General features: G+C 63.2%; 24 protein-coding genes. 10 read left to right on the top strand and 14 right to left on the bottom strand.

The genetic code is table 11. From position 1 onward, the window contains the following. Position 1 precedes the first annotated feature (1 nt). The 7 genes from DWX58_RS10165 (at position 2) to rpsR (ending at position 4,849) form a co-directional block, all read left to right on the top strand. A complete protein-coding gene (locus DWX58_RS10165; RefSeq protein ID WP_118643555.1) occupies positions 2-514 on the top strand; it encodes a transcription repressor NadR in 513 nt (170 codons plus the stop codon). A 190-nt stretch (positions 515-704) separates the two neighbouring features. Beyond that, positions 705-1,298, top strand: coding sequence for a helix-turn-helix transcriptional regulator (locus DWX58_RS10160; protein ID WP_158579256.1), 594 nt, complete (start codon positions 705-707; stop codon positions 1,296-1,298). 150 nt (positions 1,299-1,448) lie between these two features. Further along, positions 1,449-2,345: a helix-turn-helix transcriptional regulator gene (locus tag DWX58_RS10155; protein ID WP_118643551.1), complete on the top strand. Its 897-nt coding sequence runs from the start codon at positions 1,449-1,451 to the stop codon at positions 2,343-2,345. Between the two features lie 117 nt (positions 2,346-2,462). Continuing rightward, positions 2,463-3,575, top strand: a complete 1,113-nt coding sequence (locus DWX58_RS10150) for a PTS sugar transporter subunit IIC (protein WP_118643549.1) — start codon at positions 2,463-2,465, stop codon at positions 3,573-3,575. A 191-nt stretch (positions 3,576-3,766) separates the two neighbouring features. Beyond that, the gene (gene rpsF / locus DWX58_RS10145) at positions 3,767-4,063 is read left to right on the top strand and encodes a 30S ribosomal protein S6 (protein ID WP_118643547.1); all 297 of its coding nucleotides are present in this window, start codon (positions 3,767-3,769) and stop codon (positions 4,061-4,063) included. 15 nt (positions 4,064-4,078) lie between these two features. Beyond that, entirely contained in the window at positions 4,079-4,564 is a 486-nt protein-coding gene (locus DWX58_RS10140) for a single-stranded DNA-binding protein (protein ID WP_118643545.1), read from the top strand. Positions 4,565-4,603: 39 nt separating this feature from the next. Next, positions 4,604-4,849: a 30S ribosomal protein S18 gene (rpsR, locus tag DWX58_RS10135; protein ID WP_118643543.1), complete on the top strand. Its 246-nt coding sequence runs from the start codon at positions 4,604-4,606 to the stop codon at positions 4,847-4,849. A 105-nt stretch (positions 4,850-4,954) separates the two neighbouring features. On the opposite strand, the gene DWX58_RS10130 is transcribed toward rpsR, so the two are convergent. From DWX58_RS10130 to DWX58_RS10100, 7 genes are all read right to left on the bottom strand, one after another. Continuing rightward, positions 4,955-6,367 carry an MATE family efflux transporter gene (locus tag DWX58_RS10130; protein ID WP_118643541.1) on the bottom strand — a complete coding sequence of 471 codons (1,413 nt, stop codon included), beginning with the start codon at positions 6,365-6,367 and terminating at the stop codon, positions 4,955-4,957. A gap of 237 nt (positions 6,368-6,604) precedes the next feature. Next, positions 6,605-7,648 carry an S-layer homology domain-containing protein gene (locus tag DWX58_RS10125; protein WP_158579255.1) on the bottom strand — a complete coding sequence of 348 codons (1,044 nt, stop codon included), beginning with the start codon at positions 7,646-7,648 and terminating at the stop codon, positions 6,605-6,607. A gap of 337 nt (positions 7,649-7,985) precedes the next feature. After that, positions 7,986-9,251 (bottom strand): S-layer homology domain-containing protein, encoded by a 1,266-nt coding sequence (locus DWX58_RS10120; RefSeq protein WP_118643537.1) that lies wholly within the window; start codon positions 9,249-9,251, stop codon positions 7,986-7,988. Positions 9,252-9,429: 178 nt separating this feature from the next. Further along, positions 9,430-11,283 (bottom strand): FtsX-like permease family protein, encoded by a 1,854-nt coding sequence (locus tag DWX58_RS10115; protein ID WP_118643535.1) that lies wholly within the window; start codon positions 11,281-11,283, stop codon positions 9,430-9,432. After that, complete coding sequence (locus tag DWX58_RS10110) at positions 11,273-12,040, bottom strand: ABC transporter ATP-binding protein (protein ID WP_118643533.1); 768 nt, start codon at positions 12,038-12,040, stop codon at positions 11,273-11,275. The genes DWX58_RS10115 and DWX58_RS10110 overlap by 11 nt, the downstream gene beginning before the upstream one ends. Positions 12,041-12,207: 167 nt before the next feature. Continuing rightward, positions 12,208-12,483: a translation initiation factor 2 gene (locus DWX58_RS10105; protein WP_118643531.1), complete on the bottom strand. Its 276-nt coding sequence runs from the start codon at positions 12,481-12,483 to the stop codon at positions 12,208-12,210. A gap of 237 nt (positions 12,484-12,720) precedes the next feature. Beyond that, a complete protein-coding gene (locus DWX58_RS10100; RefSeq protein ID WP_118643529.1) occupies positions 12,721-13,974 on the bottom strand; it encodes a pitrilysin family protein in 1,254 nt (417 codons plus the stop codon). Between the two features lie 148 nt (positions 13,975-14,122). Here DWX58_RS10100 and DWX58_RS10095 point away from each other — a divergent pair, with 148 nt between their 5' ends. Then, positions 14,123-14,881: a M23 family metallopeptidase gene (locus DWX58_RS10095; RefSeq protein ID WP_243093416.1), complete on the top strand. Its 759-nt coding sequence runs from the start codon at positions 14,123-14,125 to the stop codon at positions 14,879-14,881. Between the two features lie 63 nt (positions 14,882-14,944). Here the strand turns inward: DWX58_RS10095 and DWX58_RS10090 are convergent, their stop codons facing one another. From DWX58_RS10090 to rpsT, 6 genes are all read right to left on the bottom strand, one after another. Next, positions 14,945-16,006: an NAD(P)H-dependent oxidoreductase gene (locus DWX58_RS10090; protein WP_243093414.1), complete on the bottom strand. Its 1,062-nt coding sequence runs from the start codon at positions 16,004-16,006 to the stop codon at positions 14,945-14,947. Between the two features lie 32 nt (positions 16,007-16,038). Then, positions 16,039-16,671 (bottom strand): CatA-like O-acetyltransferase, encoded by a 633-nt coding sequence (locus DWX58_RS10085; protein WP_118643527.1) that lies wholly within the window; start codon positions 16,669-16,671, stop codon positions 16,039-16,041. Between the two features lie 21 nt (positions 16,672-16,692). Continuing rightward, on the bottom strand, positions 16,693-17,931 hold the full coding sequence (locus DWX58_RS10080) for a lactate dehydrogenase (protein WP_118643525.1): 1,239 nt from the start codon (positions 17,929-17,931) through the stop codon (positions 16,693-16,695). Positions 17,932-17,968: 37 nt separating this feature from the next. Then, the gene (locus tag DWX58_RS10075; protein WP_118643523.1) at positions 17,969-22,765 is read right to left on the bottom strand and encodes a cytidyltransferase-related domain protein; all 4,797 of its coding nucleotides are present in this window, start codon (positions 22,763-22,765) and stop codon (positions 17,969-17,971) included. A 131-nt stretch (positions 22,766-22,896) separates the two neighbouring features. Further along, positions 22,897-23,775, bottom strand: a complete 879-nt coding sequence (locus DWX58_RS10070; protein WP_118643521.1) for a YihY/virulence factor BrkB family protein — start codon at positions 23,773-23,775, stop codon at positions 22,897-22,899. 108 nt (positions 23,776-23,883) lie between these two features. Then, a complete protein-coding gene (gene rpsT, locus DWX58_RS10065; RefSeq protein WP_118643519.1) occupies positions 23,884-24,147 on the bottom strand; it encodes a 30S ribosomal protein S20 in 264 nt (87 codons plus the stop codon). A gap of 205 nt (positions 24,148-24,352) precedes the next feature. Here rpsT and gpr point away from each other — a divergent pair, with 205 nt between their 5' ends. Together gpr and DWX58_RS10055 are read left to right on the top strand one after the other, a co-directional pair. Then, positions 24,353-25,243, top strand: a complete 891-nt coding sequence (gpr, locus tag DWX58_RS10060) for a GPR endopeptidase (protein WP_118643517.1) — start codon at positions 24,353-24,355, stop codon at positions 25,241-25,243. 75 nt (positions 25,244-25,318) lie between these two features. Next, on the top strand, positions 25,319-25,747 hold the full coding sequence (locus tag DWX58_RS10055) for a CBS domain-containing protein (RefSeq protein WP_118643515.1): 429 nt from the start codon (positions 25,319-25,321) through the stop codon (positions 25,745-25,747). 189 nt (positions 25,748-25,936) lie between these two features. On the opposite strand, the gene DWX58_RS10050 is transcribed toward DWX58_RS10055, so the two are convergent. Beyond that, the gene (locus tag DWX58_RS10050) at positions 25,937-26,398 is read right to left on the bottom strand and encodes a helix-turn-helix transcriptional regulator (protein ID WP_118643513.1); all 462 of its coding nucleotides are present in this window, start codon (positions 26,396-26,398) and stop codon (positions 25,937-25,939) included. Positions 26,399-26,469: the final 71 nt, after the last annotated feature.

Raw genomic sequence — 26,469 nt, 5'->3', positions numbered from 1 at the left:
CATGGACGGCACCCAGCGCCGGGCGGAAATTGCCCGGTTTCTCAGCAGCGCCAAGGGACCGGTCAGCGCCGCCGCGCTGGCCCGGAAATGTTCTGTCAGCCGACAGATCATTGTGGGTGACATCGCCCTTCTGCGGGCGGGCGGCATGGACATTGCCGCCACCCCCCGGGGCTATCTGGTCCAGCGCTCCCCCTCCGGTCTGGTACGACGGGTGGCGGTACGCCACGACGGAGCGGGCATGGAGGATGAGCTCAACGCCATGGTGGACCAGGGCTGCACCGTACTGGACGTCATTGTGGAGCACCCCATCTACGGCCAGCTCACCGGCCCGCTGCAGCTTGTCTCCCGCTACGATGTGGGCCAGTTCATCGCCCGCTGCCGGCAGGCGGAGGCCCTCCCCCTCTCCCAGCTCACGGAGGGGATTCACCTCCACACCCTCTCCTGCCCTGACCAGGCGGCCTATGACCGGGTGTGCCAATCCCTGTCCAAACTGGGCTTTTTGCTGGAAGATTAGGGAAAAATACCCTTCGCAACCACTGGTTGCGAAGATTCCAGCCCCGCCTGGTGGTTTCGCAACCGCTCCTTTGGTATGGTGGAACCAGAGGGGCAAGCCTATGGAACCCTGTTTTCCACCGGCGCCCGCCCTATCCGAAATCCCGGACGGATCGATGTACTCCGACCGGAATGAAATGGAGGCAATCATTATGACGCTGAGTGAAAAGATTCTCTATTACCGCAAGTCCGCCGGTCTCTCCCAGGAGGAACTGGCCGCCCGGGTGGGGGTCTCCCGCCAGGCGGTGAGCAAGTGGGAGACCGGGGAGTCCACCCCCGAGCTGAGCAAAGTGGTTTTGCTGGCCCGCGCCTTCCAGATTACCACCGATCAGCTGCTCTCCCCTGAGGCTCCCCAATCCTCTCGCCCATCCTCCGCCCCCTCGTCCTCTCCCTCCCGCGCCCCCGACCCCAAATATCAGGCCATCCCCTTTTTGGGCCGGATGGTGCGCCGCTGGGGCTGGCTGGCGGGTGTCTACCTGTTCCTCCAGGGGGCTGGCATGACCCTGGTAGGCGGCATTGCCCGGTACGCCTTCTCCGCCATGATGTCCCCCGTCTCCCAGTCTATGGGGCTGTCCGGAACAAACTCGGGGCTCGTGGAGGCCCTCTTTGCCGATGACCCCTTCTCCCGCACCGCCTCCGTCTTTCTCACCATTCCCACGGTGATTATGGTCCTGGGCATCCTGGTCATGATCGCCGGCGCGGTGCTCACCCTGCTGCTGTGGCGGGAGCGGAAGAAGAACCCCTGAGGGGCATTTCCCCCTCTTTTTCTCCAAATTTGCCCCGTGCAACCCAAAGTTTACGGTCCGTTCTTCAAACGCAACCGGGAATCGGTGGCGCAGCCGGTCCTGCCGGGGTAAGATGGGGCCATCCTGAATCCCCCTTTGGAGGTGCTGGCTATGGCCTTTTCCGACAATCTGCAATTTCTCCGTGCCCGCCGGGGGCTCACCCAGGAGCAGCTGGCCGAGGAGCTGAACGTCTCCCGCCAGAGCGTGAGCAAGTGGGAGAGCGGCGCCGCTTTCCCGGAGATGGACACCCTGCTGCGGCTGTGTGAGCTCTATGAGGTGAGCCTGGACCTGCTGCTGCGGGGAGACGCCCGGGCCAGTCTCCAGGCGGACACCCACGGCTATGACGCCTTTTTCACGGCCCACGGCCTGCGGGTGTCTCTGGGGGTGGGCGGAATCCTGCTGGGGGTGGCCCTCATGCTGCTCACCATGGCCGCCGGGCTGGCGGAGACCCTCTCCGTGGCCCTGCTGCTGGCGGTCATCGCCGTCTGTGTGGTGGTGCTGGTGGCCAGCGGCCTGCTGGAGGAGGATTTCCGCAAAAAGCATCCCTCCGTCCCCGACTGCTACACCCAGGAGGCCAGGGACGCCGCCCACCGGCGGTTCATCTGGCTCATGTGCGGGGGCATCGGTGGGATTCTGGTTGGAGTCATCTTTCTGCTCCTCTTCTTTACGGTGTTCCCCGAACGGGAGCCCTATGAGCTGACTGCCGGCGGCATCTTTTTCATCCTGCTGGCTCTGTCGGTCTCCGCCCTCCTCTACGGCGGGATGGACCAGGAGAAATACCAGGTGTGGAAGTACAACCGGGACAACAACCCCACCCCCCAGGTACGGGAGCGGAACAAGCTCATCGGCACCATCTGCTCCGCCATTATGATCACCGCCACCGCCATCTATGTGGGGCTGGGGCTGGCTCTGGACCTGTGGCGCACCGCCTGGTGGCTGTTTGCTGTGGGCGGCATCCTGTGCGGCCTGGTCCATGTGCTGCTGGACCCCTACAAGGATGACGACTGAAAATTTGACTCCGGGACTTGACAAATTTTCCATTTCCAGTACAATGTGGTTTACATGTGTCTTGACACCTGTAAACCACATTTTTTGTTTTGTTGTTTGGAGAGAGGTTTTCGTTTTATGAAGGAATTTCTGCGGCGGAAGAACATCGTCTTCTCCGCCAAGCGCTACGGCATTGACGCCCTGGGGGCCATGGCTCAGGGCCTCTTCTGCTCCCTGCTCATCGGCACCATCATCAACACCATCGGCACCCAGTTCCACATTGACTTCCTCACCCAGGTGGTGGCTACCCTGGGCAGCGGGGACAAGCAGATCACCTACACTGTGGGCGGCCTGGCCTCGGCCATGAGCGGCCCGGCCATGGCGGTGGCCATCGGCTACGCCCTCCAGGCGCCCCCCATGGTCCTCTTTTCCCTGGTCACCGTGGGCTTTGCCTCCAACGCCCTGGGTGGGGCGGGCGGCCCTCTGGCGGTGCTGTTTGTGGCCATCATTGCCGCCGAATTCGGCAAGGCGGTGAGTAAGGAGACCAAGATCGACATCCTGGTCACCCCCATTGTCACCATTTTAATTGGTGTAGGCGCCGCCTGGGTCATTGCTCCCCCCATTGGCGCCGCGGCCGACGCCTTCGGACAGCTCATCATGCAGACTACCCTTCTCCAGCCCTTCTGGATGGGCATTCTGGTGTCTGTGCTGGTGGGCATCGCCCTCACCCTGCCCATCTCCTCGGCGGCCATCTGCTCGGTGCTGGGCCTCACCGGCCTGGCGGGAGGCGCGGCGGTGGCCGGCTGCTGCGCCAACATGGTGGGCTTTGCCGTGCTGTCCTTCCGGGAAAACGGCTGGGGCGGCTTGGTGAGCCAGGGTCTGGGCACCTCCATGCTCCAGATGCCCAATATCGTGAAGAACCCCAAAATCTGGCTGCCCGCCATTCTCACCTCCTCCGTCACCGGCCCTCTGGCCACCTGTGTGTTCGGCCTGGAGATGAACGGCGCCCCCATCAACTCCGGCATGGGCACCTGCGGCCTGTGCGGCCAGCTGGGCGTGTGGACAGGCTGGATCGCCCCCAGTGAGAAGGCCATCGCCAACGGCGCCCTGGCCATTGCCCCCACCGCTTTCGACTGGCTGGGCCTCATCCTCATCTCCTTCGTGCTGCCCGCTATCCTCTGCTGGGCCTTCGGCCTCTTCTTCCGGAAGATCGGCTGGATTAAGGAGGGAGACCTGATCCTGCCTCAGTAAGGGCTTCCTTTCCGACAGCATTCGGGCTCTGACCGGAAATTTCCCCGGCCAGAGCCCTTTTTTTCAAAAATTTCGGAATTTTTCCTTGACATTTCTCCCGATTCCGGTATAATAATTAAGCCTGTCATTGTGGGCAGGCACATCCTTGCCCCCTCAAGTGGGGGCCATATGTCCATAAGGAGGTGCAAAATATGGCAAAGATTACTGCGAACTACGAGGCGGTTTACATCCTCAATCCCGCTCTGAGCGAGGAGCAGATTGCCGCCCTGGTGGCTAAGTTCAAGGGCGTCGTGGAGGCCAATGGTACCGTCACCGAGATCGACGAATGGGGCAAGCGCCGTCTGGCCTATCCCATCGATGATCTGATGGAGGGCTACTACGTCCTGATGACCTTCACCGCCGCCGCCGCTATCCCCGCCGAGCTGGACCGTATCTTCCGGATCACCGACGGCGTGATGCGTTCCCTGATCGTCTGCAAGGACCAGTAAGGGAGGCGGGCTGAAATGCTCAATCGAATTATCATTATGGGCCGGTTGGCCCGGGATCCCGAGCTTCGGCGCACCCAGACCGGGACGCCGGTGGCTTCCTTCCGCCTGGCGGTGGATCGGGATTTCAAGGACCGGAGCACCGGCGAGAAGGCAACCGACTGGATCGACGTGGTGGCCTGGCGCCAGACCGCCGAGTTTGTCAGCCGCTACTTCACCAAGGGCCGCATGGCTGTGGTGGAGGGCCGGCTGCAGATGCGGGACTGGACCGACAAGGACGGCAACAAGCGCACCAGCGCTGAGGTCGTGGCCGACAACGTCTACTTTGGCGATTCCAAGCGGGACGGCGAGGGCGGCGGCTATGACCGCGGCTACTCCGACCGGGGCTACCCCGGCAGCTTCTCCCAGGTCCCTCCCTCCGCCCCCTCCGGCTACGGCGCCGCTCCTGCGGACGGCGACCAGTTTGCCGAGCTTTCCGATGACGACGGCGAGCTGCCGTTTTGACTTTGACCGTTTCTGGTCGTAAAGAAGGAGGTTTTTTCCATGGCTATGGATCGTGATAACAAGGCTCCCCGCGGCCGCAAGCGCCGCAAGGTCTGCGCCTTCTGCGTGGACAAGGTCGAGCAGATTGATTACAAGGACGCCGCCAAGCTGCGCCGGTTCACCTCCGAGCGGGCCAAGATTCTGCCCCGCCGTACCACCGGCACCTGCGCCATGCATCAGCGTCAGCTGACCGAGGCCATCAAGCGCGCCCGTCAGATCGCTCTGCTGCCCTACGTGACCGACTAATTTGGTTCACAAACGGCCCGTTCCAAATGAACGGGCCGTTTTTATATCTGCTGCAAAATAAGCGTGCGCCCCCTCTGGAAAGGGAGCGCACGCTTGTTTCTTTCCTTATTGTCCCGCGCCCGCCCGCAGGGGCTTGGGGCTGGGAGCGCCGACCTCAGCCTGCTCCGGCTGGCTGGGGTAAATCCGGCGCAGGCGGCGGATGCAGGCCATGCTGGCGGGAACCAGGAACAGGTCCGCGGCAATCCAGGCAGCGGGGGAGGCAAAGCACACCGCGCTGTACCCGAACACAGGCACCAGGCCCATGCCCACGCCGGTGCGGGCCAGCATCTCCAGCACGCCGGCCAGAATGGCAAAGGCGCTGTACCCCATCCCCTGGATGGAGAAGCGGACGATGTTCACCAGGGCCAGAGGGAAGAAGAAGGCGGTGGCCGTCACCACATAGCGGGCGGTGAGGTCCACCAGCAGGGCCAGCTGGGGCTCGCTCGGGTTGAGGAACAGCATGGCGCAGGGGGCGGCAAACATTGTCATGGCCCCCAGGGCAATCACAGAATAGCCCAGTCCCAACAGGGAGCAGGCCCGGATACCCTGGCCCAGCCGATCCAGACGGCAGGCCCCCACGTTCTGGCCGCAGTAGGTGGCCATGGTGGCTCCCATGGCGTCAAAGGGGCAGGCCAGCAGCTGATAGAGCTTGGCTCCCGCCGCCACCGCCGCCACATAGGTGCTGCCCAGCACGTTGACGGCAGACTGCAGGATGATGGAGCCGATGGCGGTGATGGAGTACTGCAGGCCCATGGGGATGCCCATGGCGCACAGCACCTTGCAGGAGTGGCCGTCCAGCCGCCGCTCCTCCCGGCTCATGCGGAGAATGGGGTACTTTTTGACCATGTAGGCCAGACAGGCGAGACCCGAAATGCCCTGGGACACCACCGTGGCAAGGGCGGCTCCGGCCACCCCGGCGCCAAACCACAGGATGAGGGCGAAGTCCAGGAAGATATTCAAAAAGGAGGACAGGGCCAGGAAGTACACCGGCGTGCGGCTATCCCCCAGAGAGCGGAGGATACCCGCCAGCAGGTTATAGAGGAAGGTGGCGGGAATGCCCATGAAGATGACGAAGATGTAGGCGTAGGCCCCGGCAAAGATGTCCTCCGGGGTGCGCATCAGGGTGAGGATGGCCCGGCAGCCCAGTCCCGTGGCCACCGTCAGCACCAGGGCGAACATGGCAGAGAGGTAGGCGGCGTTGGCCACATAGCGCCGCATTTTGGAGGGCTCTCCCGCCCCCATCCGCTGGGCCACAGGGATGGCAAAGCCGCTGCACACGCCCATACAGAAGCCAATGACAAAAAAGTTGATGGAGCCGGTGGAGCCCACCGCCGCCAGGGCCTGAGCCCCCAGCAGCTTGCCCACGATCATGGTGTCCACCAGGTTATAAAACTGCTGGAACAGCAGGCCCAGCAGGGTGGGCACCGCAAACTGAACGATCAGCCCCATGGGGCTGCCCTTGGTCAAATCCCGGGTCATAGTCCTCTCTCCTCTCCGGAAGGCTGTTTTCCATCTCATTGCATACCGGACTATTATAGTCACCGGATTCTGCCCTGCCTAGAGGTTTTTTTCACAATTTTAAGGGGATATTTCCCGGGGACCTGTTGTATTCTGTTCCAAAGTCCCCGTTTGGGACAAAAAGCGCCGGACGGAAGTTCCGTCCGGCGCTCTGTTTTACGGCTTTACAGTCCTGTTCCGACAGGCCAAGATGCAGCCTTACCGACCCATGATCCGGGCCATCTGCACCATGGTGACGGCCACCTGGGCCCGGGTGGCGGTAGCCTGGGGGGCGAAGGAGCCGTCGCTGCCACCGCTCATGATGCCCGCCTGGTAACAGACGTTCACGCCCTCAGCGGCATAACCGGCAATGGAGGCGGCGTCGGTGTAGGCGCTGTCTCCCTCCATCACCTTGTCATAGCGCACGTTGTAGGTCTCCAGGAAGGAGGCGAACAGAGCCGCCATATCCTGACGGGTGATGGGAGCGGTGGGGTTGAAGTTTTTCAGCATCTCAGTAGGGATGAGGTTCTTCTCCTTGGCCCAGTTCACGTACCCGTCGTACCAGGCGCCGCCGGGCACGGCGGTGATGGTCTCGCCGGAGAACTGGCTCAGAACGGTGAGGAACTGGGCGTAGTCCATGCTGGCCTCGGGGGCGAAGGTGCCGTCCCCGGCGCCGGCAAAGAGGCCCTTCTCATAGACCGTCTGCACAAAGCCGGCGTACCATGCATCAGGGGAGACATCGGAGAAGATCTGCTCCGGCTGCTCCGCCTTGTCCCCCAGCACCACGTAGTGAGTAAGCTTCTGGAAGTTATTATCCTCGTTGCCCCAGTCCTCTACAAAGCTCACCATAACCACTTCGGCGTTCCAGTGGTCACTGTAGCCGAACAGGTCATCGGTGGTGTAGGTGCAGTTGCCCTGGGTGCCGCCCACGATGCCGTCGAACATATTGTAATAGTTGCCGGAGCTGGGATCGATCTTATAATGCTCCCAAAAGAGATAGTCCATCCCGGACGCCGTGACGCTGCTGCCCGGCTCCATGACGATGAAGCTGGCGTTGTCCTCCACTACCGTTCCATCGTCAGCATAGTCCACGCCCTCGATGACCAGAGGACGCGTCTCCTTCTTGGCAGAAGTAAAGGTATAGGTGTTTCCGGCCTCATCCACAGCAGTCAGAGGGCCATAACCATCGGCGGCCAGAGCATTGGCGCTGAACAGGCTGACCAGCATGGCGGCGGCCAGCACGCGGGTAAACAGTTTTTTCATGATATCTCGACTTCCTTCCTCTTCTTGTTTGTACCCCGTGTCTGCTTTTCTACTCCTCTCCCAGATCCCCGCTTTGCTCCACGGGACAGACAAATCGCAAAGGGGCATCAATCTGCTCCGGCCTTTTCCCTGGATCCCTCTCTGTACCAACACGCAGGGCAGAACCGGCAAGGCATTCCCAGCCCTTTTGTTTCCTTTAGATTTCCTTAAATCAGTATAGCATCCAAAATCAGGAAGTCAATCATTTTACCCTCAAAACAGAGAGCCGGACGGAAATCCCGTCCGGCTCTCTGCTTTATTGTTTTACAGTTCTGTTCCGTCAAGTCTGAATGCAGACTTACCGGCCCATGATCCGGGCCATCTGCACCATGGTGACGGCCACCTGGGCCCGAGTGGCGGTAGCGTTGGGGGCAAAGGAGCCGTCGCTGCCGCCGCTCATGATGCCCGCCTGGTAGCAGACGTTCACGCCCTCAGCGGCATAGTCGGCAATGGAGGCGGCGTCGGTGTAGGCGCTGTCTCCCTCCATCACCTTGTCATAGCGCACGTTGTAGGTTTCCAGGAAGGAGGCGAACAGGGCCGCCATGTCCTGACGGGTGATTGGAGCGGTGGGGTTGAAGTTTTTCAGCATCTCAGCAGGGATGAGGTTCTTCTCCTTGGCCCAGTTCACATACCCGTCGTACCAGGCGCCGCCGGGCACGGCGGTGATGGTCTCGCCGGAGAACTGGCTCAGAACGGTGAGGAACTGCGCGTAGTCCATGTTGGCCTCAGGGGCGAAGGTGCCGTCCCCGGCGCCGGCAAAGAGGCCCTTCTCATACACCGTCTGCACAAAGCCCGCGTACCAGGCATCGGGGGCCACGTCGGAGAAGATCCGCTCCGGCTCCGGCTCGGGTTGGCTGGAGCCGTCGCCGGCGGTGACATAGGCATAGGTGGTAGGACCGCCCCAGCTGTCGTATGCCTCCAGCTTATAGCAGCCGCTGGCGGGCAGGGTCCAGTTATGGAGGGACAGGGATGTGCCGGTTGCGAGATCATACAGGCCCGTCAGGAAAATGGTGTGAGCCCCGCCGGTCATCTGGCCGCTCTGGATGGAGAAGGCGGTACCCACCGGGTATTGATATACCGTCTGGCTGGTTCCCTCATAGTCGGTGACCGTGACAGAGCCGGTGCTGGCCGCATCAGAATAGATCCAGCGGTTGTCAGGCGTCTTATACCAAGTGGCCTCCGGCTCAGGATCGACGGAGCCGGAACCCTCGGCAGTGACATAGGCCTCTGTCGACCAGATGCCCTCGTCAAAGGCGATCAGCTCATAGGCCCCGGTCTCGGGCAGGGTGAACTGCTGATTGATGCCGTACTGGTACTCCCCGGTGGACAGGTTACGGACGCGCTCGAAGTTGGTCATGGCGCTTCGGGATGTGAACACGGTGACGGCGGGATAGCGATACACGGTGTAGCTTTTCCCCGCATTGTCGGTGACGGTAGTAGAGCCGGAGCTGGGGTTGCTGGCCTCCAGCAGGGTGTTGTCCGGCACATCATAGGCAAAGGCGGGTACAGACAGCAGACCAACCACCATGGCAGCGGCGAGGACGCGTGCAAGCAGTTTTCTCATTGCGGTATTACTCCTTTTTCAAATTTCTCCGGACGGGTTACCTCAATTATACTCTTCTTGTGCAGAAAAAACAACGAGAAGACGGTATGGCGTGAAGAATTGAGAAAAAGACACAAAGCAGGAGGACAGGGTGCTTTTCAGCACTCTGTCCTCCTGACTGCTCCGGCAAAGGGAAAGGTCATCCGTTTCGGCTCATCCGGCGGCAGGCCAGGGCGGTGGCCAGGAAGTAGCCTCCGTACACCGCCAGCAGCACCAGGGCAGTCATGAGGCTGCTGCCCACGCTGTCCACCCGGCCCGCCACGGCGATGAGGTCATTGGCCGCCTTCATCCCCACCACGGTGTGAATGAGGGCCAGGGCCAGAGGCAGCAGGAAGGCCAGGGCCACCTGCTGGGTGGCAGACCGGGCCACCAGCTTCTCCTCCGCCCCCAGACGGCGCAGCATGGCATACCGCCCGGTGTTGTCCGCGGCCTGGCTCAGCTGCTGGAGGGCCAGCACTGCCGCCGCGGCCAGCAGGAAGGTAAAGCCCAGGTAGAGTCCCAAAAACAGGGCCAGCAGCTTACTGCCCATCAGGTCCTGATAAATGAGCAGCTTGCTGTTCATAATGATGGTGTAGTCCAGATCCAGGGCACGCAGGAGGGGAAGCAGGGCCTCCTCCGTCTCCTCCGGGTCACCGGCATAGTTGGCCGACCACACCTGGCGGCGCACCTCCAGCTGCCGGGCGGTCTCATCCTCCGTCACCGCCACCGTGAGCCCCAGGCCGCCGGTGGCCAGGTCCTCCCCCCAGGTTTCCAGCACCCGGGCCTCGCCGGGCTCCAGGGTAATGGGCTCCCTGCCCTGGGAGGCCATGAGGGCGTTGTAGTCGGACAGGGCCATGACGGCGCTGACCTCGTTGGTCCCCGAGAGGGCCGGGTCGTTGTAGTAGTAGGTGACCGACCACTGGCCAGAGAGCTTCTCCTCCGGGTCAAAGCCCGCCTCCTCCAGCAAGGCCATAAAGTCGATCTCCCCCTTGCTGTCCGCCGACTGGTTCTGGACACTGATGTCATATGGGGCCTGCTGGCGGGTGGCGGCCTCCATAGTCTGATTGAGGCCCAGGGAGCTGGCCGTGATGCCCATGGCCAGCAGCAGGAGGATGCAGATGATGGTATTGGACAGATAGGTGGTGTGCACCTTGCTGATCCACTGGCGCAGGGTAAAGAGGTTCAGGTTTCTGTAATAGAGCCTGGGCTGTCCCTGGACCAGACGCAGCACAAAGCCGGACAGAGAGCGGAAAATGAGCAGAGTCCCCAGGGTGCCCAGGGCCAGCATAGGGATGCAGATGGGCAGAATGGCCACGGCCATGGCCATACCGAAGGTGAGGAGCAGGGCGTAGGCCGCCAGCAGGCACAGCACCCCCACGGCAAACTGGGCCACCGACCAGCTCAGGGGCCGCTGACGGAGGACCTCGTTTTTCCGGTTCCCCTGCATGAGGTCAAGGAGCCTGGCCCGGGACACCTGCAGGCCGCTGAGGACCATCACCAGCAGGAAGATAAGCCCGAAACACACCACCGTCTTGCCCGCCGCCTTCAGGGAGAAGTGCAGGGCCAGCATGCCGGACAGGTCCATCTGGAACATGGACAGGGTGAGGGCGGACAATCCCCAGGAGGCGGCCACTCCCAGGGCCAGTCCGGCGGCCAGGGAGATAAGGCCAATGGTCCCCGTCTCCAGCACCAGCAGCCGGGACACCTGTCCCTGGCTCAGGCCCAGCAGCAGGTAGGTGCCCAGCTCCCGCTTCCGCCGCCGCAGGAGAAACCCGTTGGCGTACACAATGAGGCAGGCCAACACCACCGCCACAAAGACGGAAAAGACGTCGATGAGCACCTGGATGGCCTCCGCCGCAGGGGTTTGGTTCTGGGCCAGATAAACCATAGCCCCCTGGCCCTCCAGGGAGTTGAAGGCATAGAAGAGGCACACCCCGAAGGTGAGGGTGAGCAGATACACGCCGTAGTCCCGAAAGGACCGGCCCACGTTGCGCAGCGCCAGCTTAGAGAACATCGTCCATCTCTCCTCCCAGTTGGGACACCACCCGAATAATCTGCTGGAAGAAGGCCTTCCGGTCCCGGCCCTCCCGCCGCAGCTCCAAAAACAGCTTGCCGTCCCGGAGGAACACCACCCGCCCGCAGCAGCTGGCGGTGAAGGCGTCGTGGGTGACCATGAGGATAGTGGCGCCCCGCTCCCGGTTGAGCACCTCCAGCCGCTCCAGCAGCAGCCGGGCGGACTTGGAGTCCAGGGCTCCCGTGGGCTCATCGGCCAGCACCAGGGCGGGATGGGTCACCATGGCCCGGGCGGCGGCGCACCGCTGCTGCTGGCCGCCGGACATCTGGTAGGGGTACTTGTTCAAGCAGTCCTCAATGCCCAGCAGCCGGGCCATCTCCTCCACCCGGCCGGGAATCTCCCCCGCGGGGGCCTTCACAATGGCCAGGGCCAGGGCGATATTTTCAAAGGCGGTGAGGGTGTCCAGCAGGTTGCAGTCCTGAAAAATAAAGCCCAGCCGCTCCCGGCGGAAGCGGGAGAGCTCCTTTCCCCGCAGTGCGGTGAGCTCCCGCCCGTCAATGACGATGGAGCCCGAGGTGGGCCGGTCGATGGTGGACACGCAGTTGAGCAGGGTGGTCTTGCCGGAGCCCGAGGGCCCCATGACTCCCACAAACTCCCCCGCCTCCAGGGACAGGGACACTCCGTCCAGCGCACGGGTGGACGCACTCCCCCGGCCGTACACCCGGACGAGGTCGGTAACCTTTAACATTTCCTCCATAGCTGTTTCCTTTCTCACACCCGGCCCGCCCTCCCGGTGCGGGCCTTGAACTGTATTAGAGAATATCATACAGTTTGCAAAAATGCTTTAAAGGTTCCCTGAGGATTTTATTAAGCTTCTCTTAAAAACAGAAAAAAGGCGGGACCTAGTCCCGCCTTTCGGCTTGCTCATAAGAGGAACAGCCAGGTCATCCAGCCCGCCGAGGCCGCCGCGGCCCCCACGGCGCCCCAGACCGCCCCGGGCAGCCGGTTGAGCCGCCGGCTCCAGGCCCGGCCCCGCTTCAGGTAGCCGTCCGCCGCCTGGCGGGCCTCCTTCAGCACCTGGTCGGCGCTGACCCCCTCCCGGGCCAGGGCCTCCTCCTTCACAATAAAAATAGCCTCCTCAAAGAGCTTGGGGTCGGGAGACTTGACTAAAATCACCTGCCGGGTAATCCCCTTCACCATGGTATGTCCCTTCCTTTCCGGAACCTGCTTGTCCAGTATTTGCCTCTAGTCTGTCCCGATTTTCCCCGGTATATTCCACCTTGTCCCATCCGTACACTAGGGCCAGATGAAACGGGGGGATGGACATGGAACAGGAACTGGAATGGCGGGATCTGGGGGAAGTGTTCTTGCTGTACCTGGTGAACGTCTGGCTGATCGCCCTGATGCAGTGGGCGGCGCTGGCGGGGTGAGGGCCGGTCAGCGGCCCAGCCACCGTCCGTACTCCGCCGCCGGGCGCACCCGGCCCACGGCGGACAGGGAGGCCCGGTCCCACTGGAAGATCTCGTCGGCCAGCTGCCGGAGCTGCTCCCGGGTGACGGCATCGTAGGCGGCCAGAATCTCCTCCTGGCTACGCACCCGGCCGTAGAGAAGCTCCGAGGCCCCCATGGAGCTCATGCGGGTCTGAACGGACTCGGCCCCCATAAGGAGCCCCGCCTTGGCCTGCTCCCGCACCCGGTCCAGTTCCTCCTGGGTAGGGCCGTGGTCCCGGAGATCGCTGACCACACCCCGCAGGGTGTCCAGGGCCAGCTCCTCCTGCTCCTTGCCCAGGGCGGTGTAGATGCCCAGAAGGCCGGTGTCCGCGTGGTCAGCCACATAGGAGTAGACGGTGTAGCAGAGGCCCCGCTCCTCCCGCACCTGCTGGAAGAGCCGGGAAGAACAGCCGCCGCCCAGCAGGGAGTTGAGCAGCATCAGCTGCTCCCGCCGGGGATCCAGATAGGTGAGGGCGGGAAAGGCCAGCAGCAGATGGTTTTGCTCAATGGCCTTTTTCCGGGAGGTAACGGCGGGACGGTAGGCGGCCGGGGCCTGCTGGGCCAGGGGGCCGGGCTCCAGGCCGGAAAGGAGCTCCGCCAGCCGGTCTGTCTGCTCCTGGGTAAAGCTGCCCGCCAGGGAGACCACCAGCGCCCCGGAGCGGTAGTGCTCCCGCTGCCACTGCTGAAGGCTCTCCCCCGTCATCCCCGCCAGGGTGGCCTGGGTGCCCAGAATGGGACGGGCCAGGGGGCTCCCCTTGTACACCGCCGCCGACAGCCGCTCGGCAGCCAGATCCTCGGGGGTGTCCTCGTACATACCGATCTCTTCCAGAATCACGCCCCGCTCCAGCTCCACGTCCCCCTGGTCAAAGCGGGAGCGGAAGAGCATGTCGCTTAAAATGTCCATGCCCTGGTCCAGATGCCTGTCCAGCACCCGGGCATAGAAGCAGGTGTGCTCCTTGGTGGTGTAGGCGTTGAACTGGCCCCCCAGGGCGTCCATGTCCCGGGCCAGCCGGGCGGCGGAGCGGGCGTCCGTTCCCTTGAAGAGCATGTGCTCAATAAAGTGGGCGGCGCCGTTCTCCTCCGGCCCCTCGTGGCGGGAGCCCGCCCCCACAAAAAAGCCCAGGGCGGCGGATCGGGCGCCGGGCACCGCCCGGGTCAGCAGCCGCGCTCCGTTGGGCAGGGTCGTCTTCTGGTAATCCATCGTCTCTCCTCATCTCTCCATGGTGTTTCAAAAGTATAGCACAAAGGAAGAAAACCGTCCATCCTCCCCCAGGGGCGGAAAATTTTTTCTGCCCATGTATAACCTTCCTCCCCCTTGTCCAAACTAGGGCTACGGAGGTGGTTTTCCCTTGAAAAAGCGAACTATACTGGAAAAATTCGGCGACTTTGTGCTGGGAAAAGGGTTCTACATCGTCCTGTTCCTGTGCGTCGCCACCATAGGAGTTTCAGGCTACTATTTGTTCCGCGGCCTGGGCGGAGGGCCGGAGGTCACAGAGCCGGTCACCGGCAACCCCACGGTCATCCTCCCGGACTCCGAGGCCAACGGGCCTGACCCTGTGGGCCCCTTCACCCAGGACCCGGACAAGAGTGCATCCGGCACCGAGGAGGTCACCGACCTGGAGCAGAAGGCGGAGAGCGACCCGGCCGAGCCGTCCCAGGCAGAGCCTGAGGAGGCTGACCAGGAGCCCTCCGGCCCCGTGGTGTACACCTGGCCGGTGAAGGGTGAGATTCTCCGCAATTTCAGCGCGGAGACCCTGTCCCTGGACCCCACCCTGGGGGACTGGCGCACCCACGGCGGTGTGGACATCGCCTCGACCCTTGGGGTTGAGGTGGTGGCCCTGTGCCCGGGCACCGTCTCCGAGGTGTACGACGACGGGCTCATGGGCACCACAGTGGTCATTGACCACGGCAACGGCCTGAGCGCCGTCTACTGCAACCTGGCCGGCCAGCCCACGGTGGAGTCGGGTGACACGGTGGAGACCGGCACCATCATCGGTACCGTGGGTGACACCGCCATCGCCGAGAGCGGCATGCCCGCCCACCTGCATCTGGAAGTGAGTTTGAACGGGATCCTGGTGGACCCCAGCGAGTATCTGCCCGACCGCTGACCCCAGCTCAGCAAAAAGGGCCCCAGCTGCCTAAGCGGCAGCTGGGGTCCTTTTTTGTACGGTTCAAGCCCTTTTATCCACGAGAACACGCCGGATATGTTCCCCGAAGCGGTCCAGCCGCTCCTCAATCCCCGACAGGGCCAGGGCCTCGCCGGGGTTGTTGGCCGTCTCCATGAGGGCGAAGCGGCCGGGGAGGTAGAAGGACTTGTTCATATTCATGGCAGCGATGAGCTGCCGGGCCAGGATGTCCCCGCCGGAGTAGCCCGACACCACCAGAGCGAAGAGGGCCTTGTCATAAAAGCGGGTCTGGCGGAAGAGGGCGGTGAGGCGGTTAATGAAGGCGGTGAGGTTCGCGGAGAGGGCATCGTTGTAGTTGGGGCAGAGCATCACCAGGGCATCGGCCTTCCGCACCGCTGGGTAGACCTCCTCCTGCATGACGCCGCCGTAGAAGCAGCCCCCCCGCTCGCCGAAGTGGAGGCACATGGTATAGGGGCAGCCGGAGCAGTCGGACAGGGTGCCGTTGCGCAGGCCGATCTCCGTATAGGAGAAGGCCTCCTCCCCCAGCCGCTCCCGCACCCGGCTCCACAGGGCCATGGTGTTGGAGGTGTGGTGGCTGGAGGCGTGGAGCACCAGCAAATTGGGCCGCTCCCTTTGGGTGAAGGTCTCCTCCTCCAACCGCTGGGCCAGCTCCCGGGCGGCGGCGGCATAGGCCTCCTCCAGCCCGCAGCCCAGATTTTTGGCCTGGATGCGCAGGTTTAAAAGCTCTCCCGTTCCCTCCACCAGGGGACGGCCCAGGAAGGCACAGCCGGCCAGGTTGGCCGCCAGGGTCAGCTCGGCGGCGGCGGACTTGGTGTAGAGGGCGGAGGAGCCGTCCACGATCAGTCCGGCCACACAGCCCTCCAGCAGCCCCGGCTCCCGCCGCAGCCGCTCCAGCATCCGGACATACGCCAGGTTAATCCCAAACTCTCCCAGAGGGAGGGCAAATAAAAGCTTTTTCCCCGCCAGGCCCGAGAGCTCCTCCGCCCGGCGCAGGGTCACTGTCTCCCGCCCCGCCAGAGCCCGGGCCAGAATCCCCTCCAGCCTCTCCCCGTCGCCGGACCGGTCTGCGGGGGGCGCGATGATCACAAGAGACAATTTAACTTCCTTCTTTCTCCGCCTTAAAGAGGAAAGGCGTCCGTTTTCTCCTGGAGCCCTTCCAAAAAGCGGCCCACATGGTAGCCGTCACACACGGCGTGGTGCACCTGTATGGCCAGGGGCAACAGCTGCCGTTCCCCCTCCTGCCGCAGCTTTCCGGCGGTAAAGATGGGGATGAGATAGTCGTTTCCCTTGGGCAGGTTCAGGTGAAAGCCCTCGAAGGTGATCCAGGGCACCATGGAGACCGTGAACACATTGTCCGGCTGCCCCGGCTTGGGGGAAAATCCGGGTGCGGTTCCAAACTGCGCCTGGTCTGCCAGGTAAGAGGCCAAAAAGGTCTTATAATCCGGGTCCCAGGGGGTCCACAGATTGGAAAAGCGCTCCTCCTGGGAATGAAACACCGTATAGCTGGGGCACATCTCGTCGTAAATGCCCAAAATACCGTCTCGGTTGAAGGCGGTGCGGAACTGGGGCTGCTCGTTGACCTGGGCGGTCAGCAGATAGAGCAGCGCCGGATAGAGCTTTACCCCACCCTCCCGCAGCCGCGTGACATCCAGCGTGGCCGTCAGGCTGTAGGAGCAGGACACCTCCTGATGGTAGTGCTGGAAATAGGACTCCCGTGCCCAGCTGGAGCGGTCAATGATCTGAAATTCCATGCTCTTCTCCCCCGCTCTCCCTTACAGAACGGCCTTCAGGTGGTCCGCCGCCTCCCGGATGTGTCCGAAGAGAGGCTCAGGGATGTGGGGCAGCAGCTCGGTCTCCACCCCGGCGGGGGTATAGCGGTTCTTGCAGCCCATATAGATGCCGTCCAGGAACACCGATCCGCAGTGCCACTCCCCCCGCAGGGTGAGCAGCAGGGACAGGGCGCCCGAGGACAGGGCGGGGGCCACATAGGGCTTGAAGCCGATCTCCCGCATCTTCAGATTGGCGGTGACGGTGAGGTGGGTGAGCTCCTGGGACAGCGCCTCGTCGTAGTGCTCCAGGGAGTTGGCAATAAAGAGGCCGGTGCCGTGGGGGCCGAAGGAGCGCCCCTCGGTGAGGAAGGAGGAAAGACGGGGGTCCCGCTTGGCAAAGTAGGCCGCCCGGGCGTTCATCACCCCCAGGCCGAAGCCCTGCACCTGCTCGGGCCGCAAGCCCTTGCCGTCAAAGTTCTCGTTCTCGTCCTTGTTGCTCTCCAGGTAAGCGGTCTTGGCCAGGGGGTCCACCGGGTCGGACACGGCGCACCACAGGCCCTGGAACCGGGCCGCCCGGGCCATTTTGGCGTAGTGGGCCACAATCTTGGCGTTATTCTCAAACTGGTACATCCGCACGTCCTTCACGTCGGAGCCCACGGGAGGAATGCCCTTGGAGGCCACAAAGACGAAGAGGTCGCAGTCAAAGAGCTGCTCCGGCTTGACCACCTCCACCTCGGGGAAAGCGTCGTAGTTCCAGGGCAGGTTGATCTGGCCCATCTCAAACTCCCACCGGGCGGTGATTTGGTCGGAGAGGTCACAGATGCCGATGGAGGAGATGACGTCCCCACCCAGCAGCTTCAATCCGGTGAGCAGCGTGGAGCCCACGTCTCCGATGGCCAGGATGTTGACCCGCTTCTTCCCAGTTTTGGGGGCGGCGGTGAGCAGTTCCTCCCACCCCGTCCGGTTCTGATTGACGGCGGTGAGGCGGCCCTCACGGATGGCGGCGGACACCGCCTCGTCCACCTGGGTGTCGGGCAAACGAGAGGCGTCCAGTACCTCCAGGCCGTTGGGATTGGCCAGCTGGCCCGGGTGGGTCACCTTGAAGGAGCCGCGGCCCAGCATTGGGTCTCCCCCCACCAGAGCGAAGAGACGGCTGGAGGAAATGGGCTCCACCGGGGCGCCCAGCCCCTCCTGGGGGGTCAGGGAAACCAGGTTTGCTCCCTTATAATCGTAATAATACATCAGAATATCACATCCCGTATTTAAATTCCTTAAAAAATCACAAATTTTGTCTCAGCAGCTGCTCCAGATCGTTCTCCAGATAGACGGAGGCGGACAGGTTGGGGTCGTAGTGCAGGCAGGTGCCCTTATCGGGACACAGGGGCAGAATGACTGCCTCCGACAGGCGGGAGAGGGTCAGGTTCCGGCCATAGAGCACCCGGTACTCCTGCTCCAGGGTAGAGATGACATCGTGGGAGCACTCCAGACAGGTTCGGGAGAGCTGGAACACCGCCTCCCGTCCGCACTCCTCCTGATACTGTGGGGCGGCGTAGGGCAGGATGTGGTTGATGCCGGGCAGCAGGCCGGGCACCGGCGAGGTAGGCCGCCGGACCGTGTTGCCGCCGATGAAGGGGTACAGGGTGGACTCCACAAACCACTGCCGCAGCCGGGGCAGGAAATAGATGCTGTCCACCGGCCGGTTCCAGGACTGCATCAGGTCCTTGCCGTAGCCGGACAAAACACCCACCAGCACCATGCGGATGGTCACATCCTCCTGGCGGAGGATGGGGTCCAGGGTGCGCATACGGAAGCCGGGGTGCATCAGATCGTCCACCAGGATGACCGGACGGTTGAAGGACTTGATGGTGCGGATCTGGCTGGGAATGGGGCTATAGTAGGGGAACGCCTCGATGGTATTCTCCTTCAGGTCAGGCGAGTACACCTTGTCGGTGTGGATGGTCTTGGTGACGGTATTGGGGACGATCTTACCGCGCAGCAGCTTGCCGAAGGGAACGCACATGTTCTCGCCCAGGATGCGGGGGTTGGTGGGCACGGAGGGCACGCAGTTGTAGGCAGTGATCTTCTGCAGCAGCCGGTGGTGAATGACGTCGGCGGACAGGGTGAGCACCAAACAGCCGGGGTACAGCCCGGTCATGGCCATCTGCAGCCGCCGGTGGCCCCGGTCAATGGCGGAGAGCACCCGGTTATTGCGGCACAGAGGCTCCTGAATGGTGGTCTCCAGGTTCTGAATGAGGACGGTGGGGGTGTGCATATCCACCTCTCGGATGGGAGCGGAGCCCTCCTTGGCCACAAAGCCCTGGCGGGAGAGCACGTCCTCCTGCTGGGGGGTGAGGCGGCGGTCATGGGGCATGAAGACGGCATAGACGCACTCCTGCTCCAGGGCCCGGGCCAGCAGCTCGCTGAGCAGCAGCTGGGCGTAGTCCTTATGCCGGTCGGAGGTGTCGGCGGACAATCCGGTGATGAGCAGCACGTTGCCCGCCGAGCGCAGGCGGATGCGGTTTGCCAGCTGGTGGTCCCCCAGGGCCTCGAAAAGTTGGGAGGTGGACAGCAGGCGGTAGCTCACATAGCCCAGCTGCTGCTCCTCCTGGGCCACACGGCTGAGCACCAGAATCTGGTCTCCCTGGCGGGCGATGGCCGCCCGGACGGTTTCGCAGTCGCTCTGGCCGGCGGTGAGGTGGGCCACCAGCAGCTCGTCAGGCTGCTCCTCCCACCGGAAGGACAGCTCCCCGGCGTACAGCAGGGCCTTGTCCTGGCTGTCCCGGAGGTAGAGGCCGTTCTGATAGATAAAGTCCTGAATCACCGGGTCCACCAGGGTGGAGATATCCCGGTTCAAATCCACGTTCTCCCGGATGCGGGTGGAGCTGATGTCCTCCAGGTGGGGCGGGAGCTGGAGCTTGATGACCTTGCCGTCAATGGGCAGCTTCCGGGGCAGAGCGGTATCCCCCGCCCGACGGAAGATCACGTGGTTCATGTGGTGGATGGAGTAGGGCTGGGGCAGGGCCTTGTAGGAGGAGGCGTTGGCCACCACGTCGCTGCCCGCCACGATATAGACCTCCTGCTCCGGGAAGAGGGCGCGCAGCCGCTTCAAATCCGCGGGGTTTGCGATGTTCACCGGGACGTCGTCGGGGAACAGGTGGACATGGAAGTCCCCCGCCACCGACAGGTTGACGATCTGCCGCCGGATGAGGTGGGGCTGGGCCTTCTTGGACCAGGAGAACTCGTCCACCGCCAGATAGACCTCGAAGCCCAGATCCCGGATGGCGTGGACAATACCCTTGTGGGACAGGGTGAAGGGGTCGAAGGTGCCGGGGAAGAAGGCAATTTTCTCCGGCGTGGGGAAGGTGAAGGGGCCGTGGTCCAGCCGCCGCAGGGCTATGAAGCGGTTGATGTGGGCCAGAGCGGCCGCCCGGTAGAAGAAGGTGAGGCTGTCCTTGCCCGGGGATTCCTGAACCAGGAAGAGGAGCTTGCGGTAGCAGAGGGCGAAGAGCCGCCCCTTCTCCTCCATGTTCAGCACCGGGGCCTCGAAGAGCAGCTTGCCGATGACCAGCAGAGCCTCCTGGCGCACCGCCTCCCGGTAGTGGGCCAGCCCCTGGAGCAGCAGGCCCAGCAGGTCCTGGCGGCGGGCCTCAAAGTGCTCCTCCGACTCGGAGAAGCGCCCCCGGTAGGTGGGGTAGTACTGGAGCAGCACCCCGGCAGTGTTCAGCGCTCCGGCCACCGCCGAGTCGCTGGAGGAGCCCAGCAGCCCCTTGAGCCACAGTACCTGCTCGTCCAGCTCGCTGGGGTGGAGGTATAGGGCCGCCTGGCCCAGGTACTGGGGAATGTACTTGGAAATCTCGTACTGGCCCATCTCCAGGCCCTTGCCCAGCTCCACCACCACCTCGTTGCGCTGGTCCCGGCGGAGAAGCTCCAGAGTGCGCACCAGGGCGGCGCCGGCGGTCTGCCGCACCACCACCCGCTCGGACACCTTGACCAGGTTGGAGAAATGGGTGGCAATGTGGAGGATGTGGGTCTTCAGCCCGTGCTCCACCTGGTCCCGCAGCAGCTCCACACCCGCCACCTTCACGATCCAGGGGGTGGCGATCTTCAGGTTGTCCAGGAACACCTCGCTGGTGATGTCCATCTGGTAGAGGGTCTGCTCAATGGCGCTCACGTCCTCCCCGGCCTGGCGAAGCACCCGGCACTTGAGGAAGATGGTGGTCAGCTGCTCGGTCTCTATCCCCCGGGCGATCTCCGCGATGCGGGCCATCTGGGGGTGGTCGGCGGGCAGAGCCCGGGCGGCCTCCAGCAAAAACTCCAGGGCGGCGGTACACAACCGCAGCTCCCCGCACTGCACAAAGCAGGCGGCAAACTCAATGAGCTTGCTTCTGGTCTCCTCCCCGTAGTACTGGGGCGGGAGATAGCGCACCGCGTCCAGCAGGGTGAAGGCGGTGTCGGGCGTGGTGGCCTCCGGGTGGTCAAAGTAGCTGAGGAAAATCCCCAGGAAGCGGGGAATGTCCCCCGGCCGGGCGTGCTCCAGCATGGAGCCCACCACCAGCTTCAGGGTGTAGGCGATGTGGGAGCGCTGCTGGGGGGTGGTCTTGTGGTCGGGGAAGATGATCCGGTCCAGATACTGTCCCCAGAGGGTGAAGGGCACCTCCTCCGCCGGGTCGTTCTGGGCGTCGGCGGGAACCTCCTTGCGGTAGACCATGTGGAAGCGGGCGATGATCTGGCCGATGAGGCTGCCCGCCTGACGGCGGATGTCGCCCTCGCGGTGGACCAGCAGCTCGTAGAGGAAGGAGAGAGCCTGGGTCTTCTGGCGCACGGACAGATAGGTGAAGTACTCGCCGAAGACGTTGAGGTAGGCCCGCAGCTGCTGCCAGCTCTTCACCGAGCGGGCGGCCTCAATAATGTTGCCGAACTTCTGCTCGTTGGACAGCAGGTGCATCAGTCGGAGGTTGTGCTCCACGGAGAGGAGGATGAGGCTCTCCAGCGTCTCCTCCGGGTTCATAAGGGCCGGGTCCTTCACCGGAGCGGGGGGCTGAAGCTGACCGGTGAGCTCCACGTCCACGCCCAGCCGGCGCATGTAGTCCTCGAAGTCGTGGAGCTTGCCGTACACCAGCTCGTAGCGGCGGCGCTTCTTGCCGTCCACGTCGTCCAGCTTGGACAAAATCACCTGGAAGGACTCGTCCAGGGGGTAGAGGACGGTAATCTCATTGCCCGCCTCGTCCCGGGCCTGCTTGGACCGGAAGTCGGCGTAGATGAGCAGCAGAGACTCCACCGACAGGGACTCCAGCTCCAGATCCCACACGGAGTGGTTGGAGGCGATGTGGCTGATACCCTCCATCTTCCGGGCGGTGAGCCACTGGTCGGTGTAGTAATAGTGGAGGTAAGGCACCCGCTCCCCCGGCCGGCAGCCGAACTTGCCCACGTCGTGGGCGGCGGCAGCCCCGGAGATGAGGGCCAGGTCTACCTCCTCCCCCGCCTCCGCCAGGCCCCGGGCGGCGGTCATGGCCACATAGTGGACGCCCGCGATGTGACACAGGGTCTTGTAGGGGGACAGCTCCAGGCCCAGGCGCATGAGCTCATAGACAAACTCCTCCCGCCAGCACTTCAACAGCCGGCGGTACTCCCAGGCGTGGTCGCAGAGGACATACTCCTCCTCCGGGAGGAACTGAATGTCCATCAGCGGATCAAAGGGCAGGGCAGCTCGCTCCTGGTCCAGCAGGATCTGGAGCACGGTGAGATATAAAATGGCTCCGTCCCCAAAGGCAGGCTGGCCGGGGTCAAAGCCGCTCCCCGGGAACATCATGTTCTTGATGTACTGCCCGCAGTAGTCCAGCCAGCCCCCCTCCGGCTCCCCCAGGCACACCCGGCCCAGCAGGGGTCGGCATACCTCCAGCACCTGGGCGCAGGTCAGCCGCTCCCGGATGGGGAACAGGGCAGACAGCCCCTCCACCCACACCGGTTCCTTCAGCAGGGATCGGGGGGATCGGCGGCCGGAGAGAAAAGCGGGGTGCCGCTGGCTGAGGGCCTGGGCAATGTCCCCGTTGATCTGTCGAATCAGCTTGTCGTTCATAGTGCCACCTCGCACAAAGCCCGCCAAAAGGCAGGCGGAATCCGTTACCGGTTCTGTTCCTTCAGTTTACCATGTTTCCACCCGTTTGGAAAGACGAAGCGGGACCGCCCAGGGGCGATCCCGCAAAAAAATCATGGGTTTTCCCGCTCCTCCACGCGGCGGCTGAACACCCGCCCGGTCACGGCCCCCAGCAGCAGGATGTTGCCGCAGAAATAGAGCCACACCAGCAGAATGATCAGGGAGGCCAGCGACCCGTACACCAGGGCGTACCGGGAGGACATATCAATAAACCAGGAGAAGAGCACCGAGCAGGCCACCATGGCCAGGGCGGTAAAGAGGGCGGACAGCCGCACGGCACCCCGGCCCAGGGCCTTTCTGGGGGTGCCCACCCGGTAGATAGCCAGCACCAGCAGCAGCACAAAGCAGAAGAGCAGCAGATACCGCATCCACTGCCACAAGTCCCCCAGCACCTCCAGCACCTCCAGGGGCATCAGTTCAATGAGCCGCGGGGGCATATTGGCCCGAAGGAAGCCGAAAAACCAGTCGCCCGTGAAGATGACCACCACAGACAGGTAGACGGTGAGCAGGAAGAGCAGCGAGAGCACCACACTGAGCACAATGCGCCGAACTCCGTTGTCCCGGCGCACGCTGTACAGCTCATCCATGGTGAGAAACAGGGTGCGCAGTCCCGCCGAGGCGGAGACCAGAATGGTAAAGAGGCTGGCCGCCAGCAGGGCCGGGGACTGAATGCCCCCCACATAGCTCAGATAATCGGAGATGACTGACAGCACCCCCGCAGGCAGCACCTGGTCCAGGGCCTGCACCACCTGCTCCAGATTCAGGTGAAAGAGGCCGATGAAAAAGTTCACGCACATCAGAAGGGGAAACAGGGTGAGGATGAGGAAATAGGACAGGGCGGCGGCGGACCGGGGCACGCCCACCCGGTTATAGGTATCCCACACCTCCCACACGAAGGAGACGGGGGGCAGGTCTAACATCCGTTTGAGCATGGTCGCGCCTCCTTCCGGTGCGGTCGTTTCCTGGGGAATGGGGTCGGATTTTGTCGAGGGTATGGAAAAAGCCGTCTGTTACACAGACGGCTTTCAATCCTTCTCAGCTCAGGCCAGCTTGTTCAGCTTGATGGTCATGCTGCTCTTCTTGTTCGCGGCATTGTTCTTATGCAGCAGACCCTTGGCAGCAGCCTTGTCCACCGCCTTGACGGCCACCTTGTAAGCGATATCGGCCTCGCTGCGGTTGCCTTCCGCCACCGCGGCGTCAAACTTCTTCAGCTCGGTCTTCAGCGCGGACTTCGCGGCCTTGTTCTGCGCGGCCTTGGTCTCGGACACCAGCACACGCTTCTTGGCAGACTTGATATTGGGCAAACCAAACACCTCCTCCGATGATTCATCGATTAATTCAGGCACAATACGCCTGTGCAGATACGTATTGTACCATCCTCTTCAAAAAAAATCAACTGTTTTTTTGAAAAAATCTCAGGGATTGGGATAGTTTTTTCCTGCGGGCTAAAAATAGGGGAAACCATGGGCTTTGGCCACAAGATATGGCTGGCCGGAAGGGGGAACCATCATGAAAATCAGGCGGACAGACCTGGCGGTGGAGGCCAGGGAGCTGTGGCAGGAGGGGGCGGGACAGGCCGCCCGCCTGCCCGGGGTGACGGCGGAGGAGGGAAACCGGGAGGGAATCCCGGTGACCACGGTGCGCATCCTGGACCAGGAGGGAGAGCAGGCCCTGGGCAAGCCCCGGGGAAATTACGTGACCCTCACCCTGGACGGGGTGGCCCGGCGGGAGGAGGACATCTTCGGCCGGGCGGCCCGGGCGGTGGCCGGAGAGCTGGAGCGCCTTCTGGAGGGAGTGGCCCCCGACGGCCTGGTGCTGGTGGTGGGGCTGGGAAACCGGGCCATCACCCCCGACGCCATCGGCCCCAAGGTCCACGAGCGCACCCTGGTCACCCGGCACCTGGTGCGGCAGATGCCCGAGCACTTCGGCTCCTTCCGGCCGGTGGCCTCTCTGGCGGCGGAGGTGCTGGGCAACACGGGGATGGAGAGCGGCGAGGTGGCAAAGGCGGTGTGCGAGGACATCCGCCCCGCCTGCGTCATCGCCGTGGACGCCCTGGCCTCCCGCTCCCTGGACCGGCTGTGCCGCACGGTGCAGTTGGCCGACACGGGCATCACCCCCGGCTCCGGGGTGGGCAACCACCGGGTAGGGCTCAACCGTGAGAGCCTGGGGGTGCCGGTCATCGCTGTGGGGGTGCCCACGGTGGTGGACGGAGCCACGCTGGCCGCTGACCTCACGGGGGCGGAGGACCTGCCGCCCCTGGGGGATGGCGGTTCCCTGCTGGTCACTCCCAAGGACATCGACAGCCAGGTATCCGACCTCTCCCACATCATTGGCTATGGCATCAGCCTGGCCCTCCAGCCCGGACTGACGGTGGAGGATCTGGACCTGCTGCTGAACTAGCCCCCACCGGAATAAACCGCCGCCCTTCCGGGCAAACTGAAAAAACCAGATTTTACCGGAAAGGCGGTTTTTTACATGCAAATCAAGGACCTGATGAACCCCAGCGTGGTCTCCATCGAGCCGGGCTCCTCCTGCGCCCTGGCCGCCCGGCTCATCAGCCGGCACAACGTGGGCGCCCTGCCTGTGTGCGCCAGCGACGGGCGGCTTCGGGGGATGGTCACCGACCGGGACATTGTGCTGCGGTGCGTGGCGGCGGAGGAGGACCCCGCCCAGACCCCTGTGCGGGACATTATGACCCGGGGCTGCGCCACCGTCACTCCCCAGGACGACTGCCGGGAGGCCACCCGCCTCATGGCCCAGCAGCAGGTGCGGCGGCTGCCCGTGGTGGACCGGGGTAAGCTGGTGGGCATGATCTCCCTGTCCGACCTGGCCCGCAGCCATCGCTTCGACATGGAGGCCGCCCAGGCCCTGTGCGAGATCTCTGAAAATATTGTCATCCGCTGATGGTCAAAAAAGTGGCACAGCCACTTTTTTGAGAAAGATTGCACGCAAGATAGGCCTCGATTCCGTACGGAAAAGTCGGCCCATCTTGCGTGAGAGGTGTCATTTCCGACGCACATGTCGCCGGAAATGACATACTTAAAATTTATTCCGCCGCCTGCGGGCGGCGGAACTCCTTGCAGGAGGGCTTTTTTATTCCTCCCCTTCGGATTCCTCGTCCTCCTTCTGGTAGTACTCCCGGTTGCGGATCTCGTCCTTCAGGGAGCAGTAGCAAAACACCACCACAATGGCCAGAAAGAGCTGTCCGCCCAGCAGAAAGGCCGTATCGGTGAAGGTCCCTACCACCAGGCTCAGCAGCAGGGGCAAAATCCAGAACACCATGACGTAAAAGAGAGGGATGATGCCCAGCACCGGCCATAAGGACACACTGCGGTAGACGGGTCCCTTCTTCCCCGCCCCGCCGTAGAGAAGCCGCTCCGGCTCCACCTCCAGCACCCGGGCCATCTCCCCCAGGGTGTCCAGCCCCGGCTGGGACACGCCCCGCTCCCAGGCGGACACGGTCTGTCGGGTGACGTGAAGCGCCTGGGCAAACTGCTCCTGGCTGAGCCCCTTCTCCCGGCGCAGATGTTTGATGTTGACGGCAATGGGATTCATAATGCCCCCCTCCTTTTCTGCTCCCATGGTACCATCCCCCCGCCCCTCGGGCAAGCAAATCATATTTGCCC

Source organism: Pseudoflavonifractor sp. AF19-9AC (genome assembly GCF_003478995.1).
Classification (GTDB): domain Bacteria; phylum Bacillota; class Clostridia; order Oscillospirales; family Oscillospiraceae; genus Lawsonibacter.
The sequence above is the reverse complement of the archived record's forward strand: the minus strand, read 5'-3'. Positions and strand labels throughout refer to the sequence as shown.

Excerpts from the sequence above, each read along its gene's own strand:
- DWX58_RS10075 (WP_118643523.1), bottom strand. The coding sequence starts at position 22,765 with ATGAACGACAAGCTGATTCGACAGATCAACGGGGACATTGCCCAGGCC.
- rpsR (WP_118643543.1), top strand. The coding sequence starts at position 4,604 with ATGGCTATGGATCGTGATAACAAGGCTCCCCGCGGCCGCAAGCGCCGC.
- DWX58_RS10105 (WP_118643531.1), bottom strand. The coding sequence starts at position 12,483 with ATGGTGAAGGGGATTACCCGGCAGGTGATTTTAGTCAAGTCTCCCGAC.
- DWX58_RS10100 (WP_118643529.1), bottom strand. The coding sequence starts at position 13,974 with ATGGATTACCAGAAGACGACCCTGCCCAACGGAGCGCGGCTGCTGACC.
- DWX58_RS10150 (WP_118643549.1), top strand. The coding sequence starts at position 2,463 with ATGAAGGAATTTCTGCGGCGGAAGAACATCGTCTTCTCCGCCAAGCGC.
- DWX58_RS10055 (WP_118643515.1), top strand. The coding sequence starts at position 25,319 with ATGCAAATCAAGGACCTGATGAACCCCAGCGTGGTCTCCATCGAGCCG.
- DWX58_RS10140 (WP_118643545.1), top strand. The coding sequence starts at position 4,079 with ATGCTCAATCGAATTATCATTATGGGCCGGTTGGCCCGGGATCCCGAG.
- DWX58_RS10130 (WP_118643541.1), bottom strand. The coding sequence starts at position 6,367 with ATGACCCGGGATTTGACCAAGGGCAGCCCCATGGGGCTGATCGTTCAG.
- DWX58_RS10160 (WP_158579256.1), top strand. The coding sequence starts at position 705 with ATGACGCTGAGTGAAAAGATTCTCTATTACCGCAAGTCCGCCGGTCTC.
- DWX58_RS10155 (WP_118643551.1), top strand. The coding sequence starts at position 1,449 with ATGGCCTTTTCCGACAATCTGCAATTTCTCCGTGCCCGCCGGGGGCTC.
- DWX58_RS10070 (WP_118643521.1), bottom strand. The coding sequence starts at position 23,775 with ATGCTCAAACGGATGTTAGACCTGCCCCCCGTCTCCTTCGTGTGGGAG.
- DWX58_RS10165 (WP_118643555.1), top strand. The coding sequence starts at position 2 with ATGGACGGCACCCAGCGCCGGGCGGAAATTGCCCGGTTTCTCAGCAGC.
- DWX58_RS10125 (WP_158579255.1), bottom strand. The coding sequence starts at position 7,648 with ATGAAAAAACTGTTTACCCGCGTGCTGGCCGCCGCCATGCTGGTCAGC.
- DWX58_RS10115 (WP_118643535.1), bottom strand. The coding sequence starts at position 11,283 with ATGTTCTCTAAGCTGGCGCTGCGCAACGTGGGCCGGTCCTTTCGGGAC.
- rpsF (WP_118643547.1), top strand. The coding sequence starts at position 3,767 with ATGGCAAAGATTACTGCGAACTACGAGGCGGTTTACATCCTCAATCCC.
- DWX58_RS10080 (WP_118643525.1), bottom strand. The coding sequence starts at position 17,931 with ATGTATTATTACGATTATAAGGGAGCAAACCTGGTTTCCCTGACCCCC.
- DWX58_RS10120 (WP_118643537.1), bottom strand. The coding sequence starts at position 9,251 with ATGAGAAAACTGCTTGCACGCGTCCTCGCCGCTGCCATGGTGGTTGGT.
- DWX58_RS10085 (WP_118643527.1), bottom strand. The coding sequence starts at position 16,671 with ATGGAATTTCAGATCATTGACCGCTCCAGCTGGGCACGGGAGTCCTAT.
- gpr (WP_118643517.1), top strand. The coding sequence starts at position 24,353 with ATGAAAATCAGGCGGACAGACCTGGCGGTGGAGGCCAGGGAGCTGTGG.
- DWX58_RS10110 (WP_118643533.1), bottom strand. The coding sequence starts at position 12,040 with ATGGAGGAAATGTTAAAGGTTACCGACCTCGTCCGGGTGTACGGCCGG.
- DWX58_RS10050 (WP_118643513.1), bottom strand. The coding sequence starts at position 26,398 with ATGAATCCCATTGCCGTCAACATCAAACATCTGCGCCGGGAGAAGGGG.